Genomic DNA, 14,666 nt, shown 5'->3' on the forward strand with positions numbered 1-14,666 from the left:
AATACGACCCCACCGGCGGCAACAACCAACAATTCCAACTCATCCCCGCCGACGACGCCCCCGATGACCCCGACGACCCGGGTGACGGCGACTGCGGCTCCGGATCGCCGAACGCGACGGTGACCGGCTCCAGCGGCAACTACACCGCCAGCAACGGCGGCAGCACGCTCTACCAGGGCAGCGACTACCGCCTCGCGATCCAGACCGCTGTCGACTCCCTCGGCAACGGCGAGCGGGCCTCGGTGATGGCGTCCGGCTCGATCGGCGCGAACACGATCTGGATACCCAGCAACCGCACCTTTGAAGGCTGCGGCACCATCAACGCCGGAAACAACGGCGGCCGCGGTGCGATCGAGTCGACCAACACCTCGAACGTGAACATCGACTACCTGAACCTGACCGGCAGCCCGTACTTCGGGATGCGGTTCTTCGGCAACTCGAACCTGCACCTCGGCGAGATCAACCTCAATCTCGACGGAGGCCTCGGCATCCGCTTCGAGCGCGACGAGCCGAGCAGCTCGAACGTGTCGATGGACTACGTGTACGTCAACGGCGCCGGGAACCACGGCGTGGAGACTTGGAACGTCGACGGGCTCGAGATCGGCACCGTGGTGGCGAGGAACGTGGCCTATTCCGGGCTGCTGCTGAACAACACCCGGAACGCCCACATCGGGCTGGTCGACGGCGACAACGTCGCCTCCGGCACCGGCTACGCCACCTTCCGGACGGCCAACACCGCCGGGCGGCTCTCGAACGGCTCGTACTCGACGAACATCTACGTCGACCAGGTCATCTCCCGGGGTGGTGGGCGCGGGATCTTCTGCGTTTCGCAGTCCGGTGGCGTCCACATCGGCCAGGTCGATCTGGCGAACAACGGCAACAACTCGATCCTGATCGAGAACTGCTACAACTACACGATCGCCGGCGGCACCGTCAACGGCGGAGGGGAAGTGCGCATCGCCGCTCGCAGCGAGTTCCCCAACACCCGCGACACGAACATCACCCTCACCGTCAACAACACTTCGGTGCGGGAGTCGCCATGCGCGGACAACTCCACCTGGAACATCTCCGGCAACGCGTCCGTGAACATCTGCTAGTGCGGTGATTCGGAGGTGAAGGCGGGCCGGGGCTCTCGCTCCGGCCCGTTCGTCGTGCCGCCGGTCAGGTGAGGTCGCCGCGGTGGCGGGCGAGGTCGGCTGCGCCGATGACGCCGGCCTTGGAGCCGAGCTCGGCGGGGTGGACCTCGGCGACCGGGACTTCGGCGCGGTTGGCCAGGGCCTCGGTGTAGTGCTTGCGGACCGGGTCCAGCAGCAGGTCGCCGGCGTCGACGACGCCTCCGGCGATGAGGATGACGCCGGGGTCGATGAGGTTGACCATGTCGGCGGCGGAGTTGCCGAGGTAGTAGCCGATGGTGTCGAAGGCCGCGAGCGCGACCTCGTCCCCGGCGCGGGCGGCCTCGGTGGTCTGGCGGCCGGTGATGGCCTCGGAGTCGCCTCCGGCGAGCTTGAGCAGGATCTGGGCCTTGTCGGGGTCTTCCCTGGCGCCTTCCCTGGCGGCCCGGGTCAGGGCCCTTCCGGAGGCGTACTGCTCCAGGCAGCCGTTGCGTCCGCAGCCGCAGTCGCGCCCGCCGGGCATGACCGAGCGGATGTGGCCGATCTCGGCGGCGACGCCGTGGGTGCCGCGCAGCAGGTTGTCCTTGACGACCACGCCGCCGCCGACGCCGGTGCCGATGGTGTAGAGGACCGAGGAGCGGTGGCCACGGGCGGCGCCGAACTTGTGCTCGCCCCAGATGGCGGCGTTGGCGTCGTTCTCGACCACGACCGGCAGGTCGACGGCCGCGCCGACCTTGTCGCGCAGGGGCTCGTCCTTCCAGGACAGGTTGGGGGCGAGCATGACCGTGGAGCGGTCGGAGGAGATCCATCCGGCGGCGCCGATGCCGACCGCCTCGATGTCGTCGCGGTCGGCGCGCAGCTCGGCGACGACCTCTTTAACGGCCTGGATCACGCCCGCGGTGTCGTCCGCCGGGGTGGGGCGGCGGGAGGTGGCGAGGACGTTCCCGTCCGGGTCGACCAGGCCACCGCCGACCTTGGTTCCCCCGATGTCGACCCCGATTGTCAGACTCACTCTGTCCCCTCCAGCGGATTTCAAGCGTTGTGCGGTCGGCTTCTCCGCGACGCTGCGGGCCAACGTCAGACTTTACGGCACGTTTACGCGCCGTGGCCATCGCCTGGTTCGCACCTTTGGCGAAGGTAGCACCGGCTGCGCACGGCCAGGTCCGACATACCGTTTCGGCCCGAGTAGGACTATCATCATGGTTCAGCTCACAGTCCCGCTGAGCGAACGAAGTGACCCGGCGGTAACATGCGAGTCAGCCAACTTACAGAGCCGTAACGCCGGCGCACCGATCGGAGCCTGCCCATGCGCGAGTTCGCCGTCCCTCCAGTAGTCACAGTGCCAGACGAGGACAACACCCTCACCACCTTGTGGAACACCGTCCAGAACCAGCCGGAGACCGTCCTCTACGCGCGGACGTTCGACGACGGTGCGACCTGGCACGATGTGACGGCCGCCGAGTTCCACCAGCAGGTGGTCGGCATCGCCAAGGGTCTGAGCGAGGCCGGGATCCAGCCGGGAGACCGGGTGGCCCTGATGTCGCGGACCCGCTACGAGTGGACCCTGTTCGACTACGCGATCTGGACCAGCGGGGCGGTGACCGTGCCGGTCTACGAGACCGCCTCCGGCGAGCAGGTCGAGTGGATCCTCACCGACTCGGGCGCCCAGGCCGCGATCGTGGAGACCGCCGAGCACCGTGAAATGGTCGAAGGCTGCGAAGCCGAGGTCAAGCACGTGTGGACCATCGACGAGGGCGCGGTCGAGACGCTGACCGAGGCCGGCGCCGGGGCCGAGGTCGACATCGAGGGCCGCCGCACCTCCCGCAAGGCCGACGACCTGGCCACGATCATCTACACCTCCGGGACGACCGGCCGGTCCAAGGGCTGCATGCTCACCCACCGGAACCTGCTGGCCGACATCCGCAACGTCCTGCCCGAGGTCCCCAACATCCTGCACGAGAACGCGCGGATGCTCATGTTCCTGCCGCTGGCGCACGTGCTGGCCAGGATCCTCCAGGTCGGCGGCATGGAAGCGCGCATCACGCTGGCGCATTTCTCGGACCGCAGCAAGCTGGCGGCGATCATGCCGGTGGTCAAGCCGACCACGCTCCTGGCGATCCCGCGGGTGTTCGAGAAGGTCTACAACAACGCCTACCAGAAGGCCGCCGACGGCGGGAAGGCACACCTGTTCGAGCGGGCCGCCAAGACCGCCAAGGAGTACTCGCGGGCGCTCGACACCGCGGCCGGGCCCGGCCTGGGCCTGAGGCTGCGGCACAAGCTGTGGGACACGCTCGTCTACTCGAAGCTGCGGGCCGCCCTCGGCGGCGAGTGCTTCTCGGCCGTCTCCGGCGGAGCGGCCCTGGGCAAGGAGCTGGGGCACTTCTTCCGCGGCGTGGGCGTGACGATCTACGAGGGCTACGGCCTGACCGAGACCTCGCCGGTGCTGGCGCTGAACCTGGAGACCTCGCTCAAGGTCGGCTCGGTGGGCCGCCCCACCCCGGGCACGGCCCTGCGCATCGCCGACGACGGCGAGCTCCAGGCCAAGGGCCCGCAGATCTTCCAGGGGTACTGGAACAACGACGCGGCCACCGCCGAGGTCCTGGACTCCGACGGCTGGTTCTCCACCGGCGACATCGCCGAGATCGACGACGACGGCTACTGCACCATCACCGGCCGCAAGAAGGAGATCATCGTGACCTCCGGGGGCAAGAACGTCGCCCCGGCGCCGCTGGAGAAGATCCTCGACTCCCACCCGCTGATCGCCTACGCGATGGTCGTCGGCGAGGGCCGGCCCTACATCGGCACGCTCATCTCCCTGGACAGCGAGATGCTCCCGGACTGGCTCGAGCGCCACGGCAAGGACCCGGACGCCTCGATCGCCGACGTCACCGAGGACCCCGAGCTCATCGAGGAGCTCCAGAAGCAGGTCGACCGGGCCAACGCGACGGTCTCGCGTGCCGAGCAGATCAAACGATTCCGGGTCATTCCGGTCGAACTGAGCGAGGACGCCGGAGAGATCACCCCCTCAACGAAGGTCAAACGTCACGTAGTCGTGGAAAAATACTCTGACGACATCAACGCGCTCTACGAGGGCGCGTCGCCCGGCAAAGACGGTTAGCGAGGCTGCATGAGCGAGGAGGCGGTGCTGGAGCGGCAGTGGCGCCTACCCGCGGTAGCGCTCCGGGGAGTGCTGTTCGCGCTCGTCGCCGTCTTCGGATGGGCGTCGGTCGGGCTCGTCCCGGCCGCGATCTGGTGCGGCGTTCTCGCTCTGGCGGCGCTGCCCGGCGTGGTCCTGCCGCGGCACCGGCTGCTGGGCCCGGCCGGGCGGCTGGCCGAGGTGGTCGTGGTCGTGCTCGGCACGCTCGCGACCGATGGACTGCCGGCGTGGATGCTGCCTTACCTGATCGCCCCGTTCGCCGCCGCCGCGTTCGACGCGGCCGGGCCGGGCCCGGCCCGGCCCTCGTGGGCGCGCGAGTGGGGGCCCCCGACGCTGGTGGCCGCGGCCGCGGTCGGGCTGCTGGTGCAGACGCCGCAGCTGAACTCGTTCGAGCGCGGCACGTACGTGACCACCGTGGCCGTGGCCGTGGCCTTCGGGACCGCCGCGGCGGTCGGGGCGTGGTGGCTGCGCCGCTCCAGGCGGTCCGACCTGACTCATTCGAAGCTGCCCTACGCCGAGGCCGCGGCGCTGCTGACGCAGCTGCGGGTCGTGGCCAGGCAGCTGCCGGGGTCGACGCTGGACCCGGGCGGGATCGCCACCGAGATCGTGGACACGGTCGGGAAGCTCCCGGGGGCCGACCGGGCCGCGGTCCTGGCCGCCTCGTCGGGGCGGCGCCTGGTCGTGCTGGCCCAGCACGCCGACCAGCGCGTCGACTGGGAGACCTCGCCGCAGCTGAACACGCTGCTGGCCGACGCCTGGGCCGGGCAGAAACCGCAGTCGGGGCAGCTGCCGCTGTCGCGTTCGACGCAGGGGCCGGTGTCGTCGCTGGTGATCCCGCTGGTAGCCGAGGGCCGCACGGTGGGCCTGGTGGCGATCGAGTCCGACGACGCGGCGGCGTTCGGGCCGGAGACGATCACCGCCGCCGAGGAGCGGACCAAGGGGACCGCGCTGCGGTTGGAGACGGCGCTGCTGTTCGAGGACGTGCGGTCGATGGCCACGACCGAGGAGCGGCAGCGGCTGGCGCGGGAGATCCACGACGGGATAGCCCAGGAGCTGGCGATGCTCGGCTACGGCATCGACAACGCGATGGCGGTGCTGCCGTCGGACGCCGGAGAGGCGTCCGCGGAGCTGGAGGACCTGCGCAGCGAGGTGACGCGGCTGGTGACCGAGCTGCGGTTCTCGCTGTTCGAGCTGCGGTCGAACGTCGACCGTCAGGGGGGCTTGGCCTCGGCTATAGCGGACTATGCTCGTACTGTGGGCGCTTCCGCCGGGCTCAGGGTTCATCTCTCGCTCGACGAGGGCGGTGCGCGGTTGCCCGCGAGCACCGAGGCGGAACTGCTGAGGATCGCTCAGGAGGCGATCACGAACGCCAGGAAGCACGCGAGAGCGGAGAACCTGTGGGTCACCTGCGAGGTCGACCCCCCGTACACCAGGATCGAGGTCACCGACGATGGTCAGGGGCTGGCCGGAGAGGCCCCGGAGGGCCGCTACGGACTGGCGATCATGAGCGAGCGGGCCGAGCGGATCCGGGGTTCCCTGGAGATCCGGCCCCATCAGCCGCACGGCACTACCGTGGCGGTGGTGCTCAACGCCGCCGCCCGCCCCGGAGGAAGGACCTCGGCCAGGCATCCGGCTGGAACCGGAGCCGGACGAGGAGCGGCGGGCGAAGCCCGCAATGCGAATGAGGAGAGAGCAGATGACCGCTGACGCGCCCGAACCGACCGGTCAGACCACGGTCCTGATCGTCGACGACCACGACCTGATCCGCAAGGGCCTGCGGCACGCCTTCGACCGCGACCCCGAGTTCGAGGTCGTCGGCGAGGCCGACACGGCCGCCGAGGCGCTGCGCCAGGCCGCATCGCTGATGCCGTCGGTGGTCATCATGGACCTGCGGCTTCCAGACGGCTCGGGGCTGGAGGCGACCCGCAAGCTCCGCAAGGCCCATCCGCACATGGGGATCGTGGTGCTGACGATGTACGCCGGGGACGATCAGCTGTTCGGCGCGCTCGACGCGGGCGCTTCGGCGTTCGTGCCCAAGAGCGCCCCGGCCAACGACGTGGTCTCGGCCGCCCGGCACGCCTCGTCGAACCCGACCGCGTTCAGCGCCGCCGACCTGGCCGAGGCGATGCAGCGGCGCCTGACCCCTTCGGGCCCGCAGCTGTCGCCGCGCGAGTCGCAGGTGCTCAAGCTCCTGGCCGACGGTCTGAGTGTGGCCGGGATCGCCAAGCAGCTCTACGTCTCGGAATCGACGGCCAAGACCCACATCTCGAAGCTGTACGAGAAGCTCGGCGCCGGAAACCGAGCACAGGCCCTGATGACGGCCCTGAAACTAGGTCTGCTGGAGGCCCCCGACCAACCGAAGTTCTGAACTGTCGCATCCCGGTGAGAGGGTCGTCCTTTTCTGTTGGCCGGAAGGCGTTTGTGGCACAGCCTTTAGTCCGGTTCGGGGTGCGGGCGGGGCGACGGGTGTGGGCGGGAACGGGACCGCCCTACGCCCGAATCCCGACGCCGCGAGTCCGCCTCACACAGTCTCGCCGTAGAGCATCGCCTCGAGCCGCTCGGCCTGCCGGTCCCAGGTCCACTCCCGGCACGCCCACTGCCGCGAGGCCGCGGCGAACTTGCGCGCCAGCGGCTCGTCGGTGAGGATCCGGGTGAGCCGGAAGGCGATCTCGGCGACGTCGCGGCCGTCGACGACCCACCCGGTCTGGTCGTGCAGCACCGTGTCCGGCGCGCCGCCGGAATCCCCGGCGATGACCGGCAGCCCGCAGGCGGCCGCTTCCAGAAAGACCGCGCCCAGGCCCTCGACGTCCAGGCCGCGCCGGCGGGTGCGGCACGGCATCGCGAACACGTCGCCCGCCGCGAAATGCTGCGCGATTTCGCCTTCGGGCACCGCGCCGGTGAAGGTCACCGCGTGCTCGAGATGATGGTGGGCCACCAGGGACCGCAGCCGTCGCTCATAGGGACCGCGGCCGACAAGGAGCAGCCGCACGTCCTCCCCGGTCTGCTCCCGCACGTGCGGAAGCGCGGCGATGAGCTTGTCCTGTCCCTTGCGGGGCACCAGGCGAGAGACGCACACGATCACAGGTTTGCCACGCAACCCGTGGCGTTCGCGGACCCGCTCGCCATCGACGTCAGGGTTGAACATCTCAGTGTCGATGCCGAAGGTGAGTTGCTCCAGGCGGGTCAGATCGCCGCAGACCGGGGCGATGCGCCGGTAGGTGTAGTCGCCCAGGTAGGTCATGATGTCCAGCTCGGCGGCGATGCGGCGCAGCGCGTGGCGGGTGCCGGGCATGGCCGCCCAACCGACCTCGTGGCCGTGGGTGAGGGCGATGGCGCGTTCGATGGCGGTGTCGCCGACCAGGCGACCGGCGAGCAGGCCGAGCGGTGCCGAGGCCCCGAACCAGACGCGGTCGCAGCGGTGCTCGCGGGCCAGTGCGGTGACCGCGCGGGCGACCCTGGGGGTGGGCAGAAGCATCGAGGCGCGGTCGCGAACCACAGTGAACGGTTGCACGGCGTCGAACGCCGCCCATCCCGGCGACGTCGAGGTATAGACGACCAGATCCTCGGACGGCAGCCGAAGCGCCATCCCGTGCACGAAGGTCTGGATCCCACCCCTGCGAGGCGGGAAGTCATTCGTCACCAGCAGTGTCCTGCTCATCACGTCCCCCTTCACGATCGCTCCAGTCTGACATGCCCACATTGATTCGTCTCGAATCCGAGATGACCTGTCAGGACTCGGTGGCGGTCCCGGCCGCCCGCGGCGGGCGCGATGGCACACTGGGGCCATGAGGAGCGGCGGCGCAGACGGGTCCGGTCCGGGCGAGGGCCCGGACGGGCAGGCGGTGTTCCTGTCGGAGCCGGTGCGGCGCCGCGCCGTGGAGATCGCCTCTGCCGCCCTGCCGGGGCTGCCGCCGGCGGAGATCCCGGCGAAGCTGCGCCGGTTCGTGAAGTTCAACCCGAGCAGGCGCGCGAAGCTGGCGCGGGTCGACATCGCCGCCGAACTGGCCTCCGACGACCGGTTCCGGTCGAACCTGGCCGAGGTGCTGGTCTCGACGGATTCGCCGCTGGTGGCCGCGGTCGCCTCCGGCGACGGGGTGTCGGCCATGGACGATCCGGTCGAGGTGTCGGCGCTGGCGTTCCTGCTGCGGCCCGAGGGCTGGGAGGCCCTGGTGGCCTCGGCCTCCGAGGCGATCCGCGAGAGCGAGGCGGCCCGCCCGGCGGAGAAGCCCGACGAGGGGACCGAACGGCGCCTGGCGGCCGCGCAGCGCGAGAACGAGAAACTGCGCGCGGCGCTGACCGAGCAGCGGGCCGCCGCGGCCGCGCTCCAGGAGTACCTGCGGCGGGTGCGGCGGGAGCTGCGCGAGGCCGAGGAGCGGGCCGAGAAGGCCGCGAACGACCTGGCCGCCGAGCGCGGCCGACTGCGGCAGTCCGAGGGCGAGCGCAGGTCCGAGCGGCGGCGGCTGGAGGCCGAGGCGTCCGCGCTGAGGGAGCAGTTGGAGCGGGCCAGGCGGGACGACCGGGAGTCGGAGCGGCTGGCGTCGGCGCGGCTGTGGCTGCTGATGGAGACGCTGACCGGGACGGCGACGGGGCTGCGGCGCGAGCTGGGGCTCGAACCGGTGGCCGACCGGCCGGCCGACCACGTGGCCGAGGAGTTCTGCGCCGAGCCGGAGGCGAGGGTCGAGGCCGGTTCGCGGGGCCTGGAGCAGACCGATCCGCAGCGGCTGGACCATCTGCTGTCGCTGCCGAACCCGCATCTGATCGTCGACGGCTACAACGTGACGATCAGCGCCTGGGGCGAGACGTTGACGCTCGAGCAGCAGCGGGCCCGGCTGGTGCAGGGTCTGGGGGCGCTCGCGGCGCAGACGAACGCCGAGATCACGGTGGTCTTCGACGGGGCCGACCCGATCTTCGGGGCCAAGCCGTCGGCGCGGGGGGTGCGGGTGCTGTTCAGCGCCAAGGGCGAGATCGCCGATGACGTGGTGGTGGAGCTGGCCAGGGTCGAGCCGTCGGGGCGTCCGGTGATCGTGGTGTCCTCCGACCGGGAGGTCGCCGATCGGGTGCGGCGGCACGGGGCCCACCCGGTGCCGTCGTTGCTGCTGGTCAGGCGTCTGCCTTGAGCATTACCGAACCGGCGGCCACATCGTGCAGGCCCAGGCCGTAGCGGTTCCCGAGCGCGGTCAGCGCCGGGAGCACCAGCGACAGCAGCACCGACCGCACCAGCGCCCGCCACAGGCCGAGACGGCCGCCGGTGTCGGCGCGGACGCAGGCGATGCGCATGATGGCCATGCCGAGGCTCTGGTCCCTGAACGTCAGGCAGGCGGTGTAGTAGACGATGAACAGTGAAGCGATGAGCAGGTTGCTCGTGAACGGGTCGGGGGTGGGCCAGAGCCCGGTCCAGCTGAGCAGGTAGAACAGCAGCAGGCAGGAGACCCAGTCGATGAACAGGGCGGTGAAGCGCCCTGCCAGCGGGGCCAGGTCGTGGCCGGGACCGTCGGTCTCGGTCGCCTTGCCGCCTCGTTCGCGTGTCATGCCGCCCAGTGTATGGACGGGCCGGGACGGTTCCTGCTCGGGTGCTGTGAGCTGTGAGTACAGCACTTCGGTGACACGCCGGCGCGCCGCAAGTAACACGCGCGAAACAATTGATTTACGCTGAGGCAATTGATCGCGGTTAGCGTTTCGCCTAATACTCTGCGGTGTCGACATCGCCGTCGGTGCCCCCGCTCAGTCTGGCGACGCCTGCGAGCCGCCAATCGGCCCCGCGAGGCCCGCCCGCCAGGCGACTGCTCAGTACCTACCGAGAGGAACACCTACGTGTTTGCAAGCCCTGACGAGCTCCTCGGATACGTCCGCGACAACGACGTGAAGTTCATCGACGTCCGCTTCTGCGACCTGCCCGGCGTCATGCAGCACTTCAACGTGCCCGCAGCATCGTTCGACGCGGACCTCCTCGAGGACGGCCTGGCCTTCGACGGGTCCTCGATCCGCGGCTTCCAGGAGATCCACGAATCGGACATGCTCCTGCTGCCGGACGTGGCCACGGCCTTCATCGACCCCTTCCGCGCCCAGAAGACGCTCGCGCTGAACTTCTTCATCCACGACCCGTTCACCCGCGAGGCCTACAGCCGCGACCCGCGCAACATCGCCAAGAAGGCCGAGCAGTACCTGGCCGGGACCGGCATCGCCGACACCGCCTACTTCGGCCCCGAGGCCGAGTTCTACATCTTCGACTCCGTGCGGTTCGACCAGACCGCCAACCACGCCTTCTACGAGGTCGACTCGGTCGAGGGCGCCTGGAACACCGGCGCCGAGGAGCCGGGCGGCAACCTCGGCTACAAGCCGCGCCACAAGGGCGGGTACTTCCCGGTCGGCCCGGTCGACCACTTCGCCGACCTGCGCGACCAGATGGTCACCAACCTCATCGACGGCGGGCTGACCATCGAGCGCGCCCACCACGAGGTCGGCACCGCCGGGCAGGCCGAGATCAACTACCGGTTCTCGACCCTCCTGCACGCCGGCGACGACGTCCAGAAGTTCAAGTACATCGTCAAGAACACCGCCACCCAGGCCGGCAAGACGGTGACGTTCATGCCCAAGCCGCTGTTCGGCGACAACGGCTCCGGCATGCACACCCACCAGTCGCTGTGGGCCGCGGGCGACCCGCTGTTCTACGACGAGACCGGCTACGCCGGCCTGTCGGACACCGCCCGCTACTACATCGGCGGCCTGCTCAAGCACGCCCCGAGCCTGCTGGCGTTCACCAACCCGTCGGTCAACTCCTACCGCCGCCTGGTGCCGGGCTTCGAGGCCCCGGTCAACCTGGTGTACTCGCAGCGCAACCGCTCGGCCTGCACCCGCATCCCGGTGACCGGCTCGAACGCCAAGGCCAAGCGCGTGGAGTTCCGCGTGCCGGACCCGTCGTCCAACCCGTACCTGGCGTTCTCGGCCATGCTCATGGCCGGCCTCGACGGCATCAAGAACAAGATCGAGCCGCCGGCGCCGGTCGACAAGGACCTCTACGAGCTCGGCCCCGAGGAGTACGGCGACATCAAGCAGGTCCCCGGCTCCCTGGACCAGGTCCTCGACAGCCTCGAGAGCGACCACGACTTCCTCACCGAGGGCGGCGTGTTCACCGACGACCTGATCGAGAACTGGATCTCCTACAAGCGCGAGAACGAGATCGACCCGATCCGCCAGCGTCCGACGCCGCACGAGTTCGACCTGTACTACGAGGTCTGAGCTGCGGATGAGTCGGAGCCGGAAGGCCTGACCGAGTATCCGGGATGAAGGGGCGGCCCTGCGGGCCGCCCCTTTTTCGGCTTGTTCCCCCCGAACGAGCGAGGCATACTCGTCCGGTGCTCACCAGTCTCCTCCGTCACGCCGACCGCGCGCTGCTGCGCGACGTCGCCGCCCTGGCGGCCGGCATCTTCGTGGCCGCGATCTCGTTCGGCGCGATCGCCTCCGCGCAGGGAGTCCCGTGGTGGCAGTCGTCGGCGATGTCGATCCTGGTGTTCGCGGGGGCCTCCCAGTTCGCGACGGTGGGGATCATGACCACCGGGGGCGGGCTGGTCGCCGGGGTCGCCGCGGGCCTGATCCTCAACCTGCGGCACGTCCCCTACGGGATGGCCGTGGGCGAGGTGTACTGGACGAGTCTGCGGTCCAAGCTCGTCGGCAGCCACCTGCTGATCGACCAGACCACCGCGTTCGCGCTGGCGGCCGGGGACGACCGGAGGCGCGCCAAGACCGCGTTCTGGACGGTCGGGATCACCCTGTTCCTGGTGTGGAACACCGGGACCGTCGTCGGCGCGCTCGCCGGCCAGTTCATCGCCGACCCGGCCACGCTCGGGCTCGACGCGGCGCTCCCGGCGATCCTGCTCGCGCTGGTGGTCCCGGCGCTGCGCGACAAGTCCACGCTCGCGGCCGGGGTGGTCGGCTCGGCGATCGCGCTCGGCACCAGCTTCTTCCTGCCCGCGGGGGTGCCGGTGCTGCTGGCGCTGCTCGGGCTCGTGGTCATGTGGCGGCGCCCGACCGAACGCGGAGAGGCGACCGCATGATGATGCTCGCGGCGATCATCGCGCTGGCGGTCGGCACCTACCTGATCCGCATCTCCGGTCCCCTGCTGCACAGGCGCATCACCCTCTCGGAGCGCACCGAGAAGATCGTCAAGGCCGGGGCGACGGTGGTGCTGCTGGCCCTGACCGTCGTCTCGACCGTGCTCGTCGACGGCGCGTGGGCCGGGTGGGCGCTGCCCGCCGGGGTCCTGGTCGGCGGTGTCCTGGCGTGGAGGCGGGCGCCCCTGGCGGTGGTGGTGATCGCCGCGGCCGCCACGACCGCGCTGCTGCGCCTGGCCGGGGTCGCCTGAGAACGGCCCGGGGGACGGAGTGGTACTGCGGGGCCGGTCGACCCCCACCGGTCGACCGGCCCCGCTGTCTCACCCGGTTGGCTGCTCGGGGTTCTTGATCACCTTGCGGGCCTCGGCCTCGATCCAGGCACACCAGCGATCGCCGTTCCAGGCCCCGTGCCAGTGGGGCTTGTCGCCGGTCCGGTCGGTGAAACCGCAGACCGGCGACGGGCCGTTCCCATCGTTGCATTCGACCCGGTAGGAGTCGCGGTCGAAGCGGAAGACGGTGAACACGGCCGGGCCGCGTCGGAACTCGCCGAGATAAGCGTCGAGCATGTCACCCATTGCACACACGCACGCTTCCGGCCGCTGGGCCCCGGCCGTTATAGAAGACCATGAACGCGCTGGCCTCGCACCAGTCCCGCCAGGTCTCGGAGGCGGTGCGCCATTGCGCACCCCAGGTCGCGCGGAGCTCGCCGGAGCCGATCCCGGAGATGACCAGGACGACTTCGGCGGGGTTGCCGTTGGCGTAGACCTGGAACGAATCCGGCGCGACCGGACCGGAGGCCCGGACGGTGAAGGTGCGGACTCCGTCGGTGAAGGAGCCACGTGTGAGGTCAGCGGTGCGCTGGGCCGGGCGCGGACTCGGCTGATCGCCCTCGGGACGGCCCGAGCGCGTCCCGCCGCGCGATGAGGCGTGGCCGGTACCGGATGGGTCCTGGTCTCCGGCGGCGCGCGGCGGAACGTGGTTGGTCTTCGCGGTGCCGTGCGCGACAATAGGTGAGGACACGGAACATCACCTCCGATGTCTAGGACCGGGGCGGGAGCGAGTTGGTAGCTAGTACCCGCCCCGGTCGGTTTCTGTGGAGGGCATGAAATATCCCCTCTCACGAACTCTGTTCCTCATAAGCCCGTGATGGACATCTCGTGCTTGGTTGGTATCATGGCACAAGCCAGATATAAATTCAAGCTTGCATCGGCGAAATAATTCGCTCATGTCGGTATTCTGACATCGGACCTTCTGGAGGCATCATGGCGCGCAAACCCGGTCCGGAGCCGAGCCTCCGCTCACAATGGCTCGGCAAGATTCTCCGCGACCTGCGGAAATCCAAGGGCTACAACCTCAACGAGGCAGCCGACTTCATTCAACGAGACGGAACCATGCTCAGCCGGTATGAGAACGGCGAGTATCCGATCAGGCGCAGCGATGTGATCGCTCTACTGACCTTCTACGGCGTGTCGGACGAGTCGGTTCGCGCTGGAGTGATGCAGCTATGCGACGACATGTGGCGCACCGACTGGTGGGACCCCTACGCCGAGGAGTACACCAGGGATTTCATCAACGTGCCCTGGCTTGAGTCTCGCGCTGATCAGATCTGCGAATATCAAGCGCTCGTACTCCATGGCCTGCTCCAGACCACAGCCTACGCCGAAGCGGTGATCCACAACGCCGAGAAGCACTCCGCCACCGACGAGCAGATGGCGCGATGGCTCGAACTGCGCGTAGAGCGCCAACGAGTGCTCACCCGGGACGAGCCTGTGCCGTTCAAGGCGGTGCTTGAGGAACACGTCCTGCGCCGCCCTATGGGAAGTGCGCAAGTGATGCGGAACCAGCTTGAACACCTGCTGGAGATCGGGCAGCTCGGCAACGCCGAACTGCGGATCATGCCGACTCGATACGGGCCGCATTCAGGCCATCTGGGCAGCTTCACCCTGTTCAGGATGCCGTACCAACTGTCAAGCGTGGCATACGTCGAATCGCTGGGCGGAGGCTTGTACATCGAATCACCTCGTGTTGAACGGTTCGAAGGCGCATGGGAAGATCTTTGGAAGGGCGCGCTCAATCATGAACAATCAAATGCCCTGATCAAGGCCGTATTGAAGGAGACCTAGTGATGACGACCGGCACCAAGCAAGAGCTTTCGGGCGCAGAGCTGGCCGGTATCCGCTGGAAGATAAGCTCCCGCAGCACCAACAACGGCGGCAACTGCGTCGAAGCGGGACCACTGGCCGACGGGTCGGGCCGGGTCGCGGTGCGCCACTCCCACCACCCCGAAGG

The 14,666-nt window shown here is 69.3% G+C and carries 14 protein-coding genes and 1 pseudogene; 10 read left to right on the top strand and 5 right to left on the bottom strand.

Annotated elements, in window-relative coordinates; translation table 11 throughout:
• Positions 1–1,097 (top strand): annotated as a pseudogene (locus JFB92_RS24335) (carbohydrate-binding domain-containing protein); the annotation flags it as partial.
• A gap of 64 nt (positions 1,098–1,161) precedes the next feature.
• On the opposite strand, the gene JFB92_RS24340 reads toward JFB92_RS24335, so the two are convergent.
• Complete coding sequence (locus tag JFB92_RS24340; RefSeq protein ID WP_199044485.1) at positions 1,162–2,124, bottom strand: ROK family glucokinase; 963 nt, start codon at positions 2,122–2,124, stop codon at positions 1,162–1,164.
• A 294-nt stretch (positions 2,125–2,418) separates the two neighbouring features.
• Between JFB92_RS24340 and JFB92_RS24345 the strand changes: the two genes are divergently transcribed.
• Genes JFB92_RS24345 through JFB92_RS24355 form a run of 3 tightly spaced genes read left to right on the top strand, consistent with a single transcriptional unit; the run spans position 2,419 to position 6,637 of the window.
• Entirely contained in the window at positions 2,419–4,230 is a 1,812-nt protein-coding gene (locus JFB92_RS24345) for an AMP-dependent synthetase/ligase (RefSeq protein WP_199044487.1), read from the top strand.
• A gap of 9 nt (positions 4,231–4,239) precedes the next feature.
• Positions 4,240–5,976, top strand: coding sequence for a sensor histidine kinase (locus JFB92_RS24350; protein ID WP_199044489.1), 1,737 nt, complete (start codon positions 4,240–4,242; stop codon positions 5,974–5,976).
• On the top strand, positions 5,966–6,637 hold the full coding sequence (locus JFB92_RS24355; protein WP_199044490.1) for a response regulator transcription factor: 672 nt from the start codon (positions 5,966–5,968) through the stop codon (positions 6,635–6,637). The genes JFB92_RS24350 and JFB92_RS24355 overlap by 11 nt, the downstream gene beginning before the upstream one ends.
• Before the next feature lie 153 nt (positions 6,638–6,790).
• On the opposite strand, the gene JFB92_RS24360 is transcribed toward JFB92_RS24355, so the two are convergent.
• Positions 6,791–7,927 carry a glycosyltransferase family 4 protein gene (locus JFB92_RS24360; RefSeq protein WP_233163769.1) on the bottom strand — a complete coding sequence of 379 codons (1,137 nt, stop codon included), beginning with the start codon at positions 7,925–7,927 and terminating at the stop codon, positions 6,791–6,793.
• A gap of 127 nt (positions 7,928–8,054) precedes the next feature.
• Here JFB92_RS24360 and JFB92_RS24365 point away from each other — a divergent pair, with 127 nt between their 5' ends.
• The gene (locus JFB92_RS24365; RefSeq protein ID WP_199044491.1) at positions 8,055–9,386 is read left to right on the top strand and encodes an NYN domain-containing protein; all 1,332 of its coding nucleotides are present in this window, start codon (positions 8,055–8,057) and stop codon (positions 9,384–9,386) included.
• Here the strand turns inward: JFB92_RS24365 and JFB92_RS24370 are convergent.
• The gene (locus JFB92_RS24370; protein WP_199044492.1) at positions 9,370–9,798 is read right to left on the bottom strand and encodes an RDD family protein; all 429 of its coding nucleotides are present in this window, start codon (positions 9,796–9,798) and stop codon (positions 9,370–9,372) included. The genes JFB92_RS24365 and JFB92_RS24370 overlap by 17 nt on opposite strands.
• Before the next feature lie 282 nt (positions 9,799–10,080).
• On the opposite strand from JFB92_RS24370, the gene glnA reads away from it, so the two are divergent.
• From glnA to JFB92_RS24385, 3 genes are all read left to right on the top strand, one after another.
• Positions 10,081–11,505, top strand: a complete 1,425-nt coding sequence (glnA, locus tag JFB92_RS24375) for a type I glutamate--ammonia ligase (RefSeq protein ID WP_199044493.1) — start codon at positions 10,081–10,083, stop codon at positions 11,503–11,505.
• Positions 11,506–11,621: 116 nt separating this feature from the next.
• Positions 11,622–12,320, top strand: coding sequence for an AzlC family ABC transporter permease (locus JFB92_RS24380; RefSeq protein ID WP_307789266.1), 699 nt, complete (start codon positions 11,622–11,624; stop codon positions 12,318–12,320).
• A complete protein-coding gene (locus JFB92_RS24385) occupies positions 12,317–12,628 on the top strand; it encodes an AzlD domain-containing protein (protein ID WP_233163770.1) in 312 nt (103 codons plus the stop codon). The genes JFB92_RS24380 and JFB92_RS24385 overlap by 4 nt, the downstream gene beginning before the upstream one ends.
• A 69-nt stretch (positions 12,629–12,697) precedes the next feature.
• Here the strand turns inward: JFB92_RS24385 and JFB92_RS24390 are convergent, their stop codons facing one another.
• Entirely contained in the window at positions 12,698–12,943 is a 246-nt protein-coding gene (locus JFB92_RS24390; protein WP_199044495.1) for a hypothetical protein, read from the bottom strand.
• A gap of 1 nt (position 12,944) precedes the next feature.
• Positions 12,945–13,397 (bottom strand): hypothetical protein, encoded by a 453-nt coding sequence (locus tag JFB92_RS24395; protein ID WP_199044496.1) that lies wholly within the window; start codon positions 13,395–13,397, stop codon positions 12,945–12,947.
• 242 nt (positions 13,398–13,639) lie between these two features.
• Here JFB92_RS24395 and JFB92_RS24400 point away from each other — a divergent pair, with 242 nt between their 5' ends.
• Positions 13,640–14,500 carry a helix-turn-helix domain-containing protein gene (locus JFB92_RS24400; protein WP_199044497.1) on the top strand — a complete coding sequence of 287 codons (861 nt, stop codon included), beginning with the start codon at positions 13,640–13,642 and terminating at the stop codon, positions 14,498–14,500.
• A 2-nt stretch (positions 14,501–14,502) separates the two neighbouring features.
• Positions 14,503–14,666, top strand: a 164-nt coding sequence (locus JFB92_RS27130; protein WP_199044499.1) for a DUF397 domain-containing protein, incomplete at its 3' end; no start/stop codon positions are given.

It is taken from the genome of Glycomyces salinus (assembly GCF_016428645.1).
GTDB lineage: Bacteria > Actinomycetota > Actinomycetes > Mycobacteriales > Micromonosporaceae > Glycomyces > Glycomyces salinus.

Excerpts from the sequence above, each read along its gene's own strand:
- JFB92_RS24345 (WP_199044487.1), top strand. The coding sequence starts at position 2,419 with ATGCGCGAGTTCGCCGTCCCTCCAGTAGTCACAGTGCCAGACGAGGAC.
- JFB92_RS24350 (WP_199044489.1), top strand. The coding sequence starts at position 4,240 with ATGAGCGAGGAGGCGGTGCTGGAGCGGCAGTGGCGCCTACCCGCGGTA.
- JFB92_RS24355 (WP_199044490.1), top strand. The coding sequence starts at position 5,966 with ATGACCGCTGACGCGCCCGAACCGACCGGTCAGACCACGGTCCTGATC.
- JFB92_RS24360 (WP_233163769.1), bottom strand. The coding sequence starts at position 7,927 with ATGAGCAGGACACTGCTGGTGACGAATGACTTCCCGCCTCGCAGGGGT.
- JFB92_RS24365 (WP_199044491.1), top strand. The coding sequence starts at position 8,055 with ATGAGGAGCGGCGGCGCAGACGGGTCCGGTCCGGGCGAGGGCCCGGAC.
- JFB92_RS24370 (WP_199044492.1), bottom strand. The coding sequence starts at position 9,798 with ATGACACGCGAACGAGGCGGCAAGGCGACCGAGACCGACGGTCCCGGC.
- JFB92_RS24385 (WP_233163770.1), top strand. The coding sequence starts at position 12,317 with ATGATGATGCTCGCGGCGATCATCGCGCTGGCGGTCGGCACCTACCTG.
- JFB92_RS24390 (WP_199044495.1), bottom strand. The coding sequence starts at position 12,943 with ATGCTCGACGCTTATCTCGGCGAGTTCCGACGCGGCCCGGCCGTGTTC.
- JFB92_RS24400 (WP_199044497.1), top strand. The coding sequence starts at position 13,640 with ATGGCGCGCAAACCCGGTCCGGAGCCGAGCCTCCGCTCACAATGGCTC.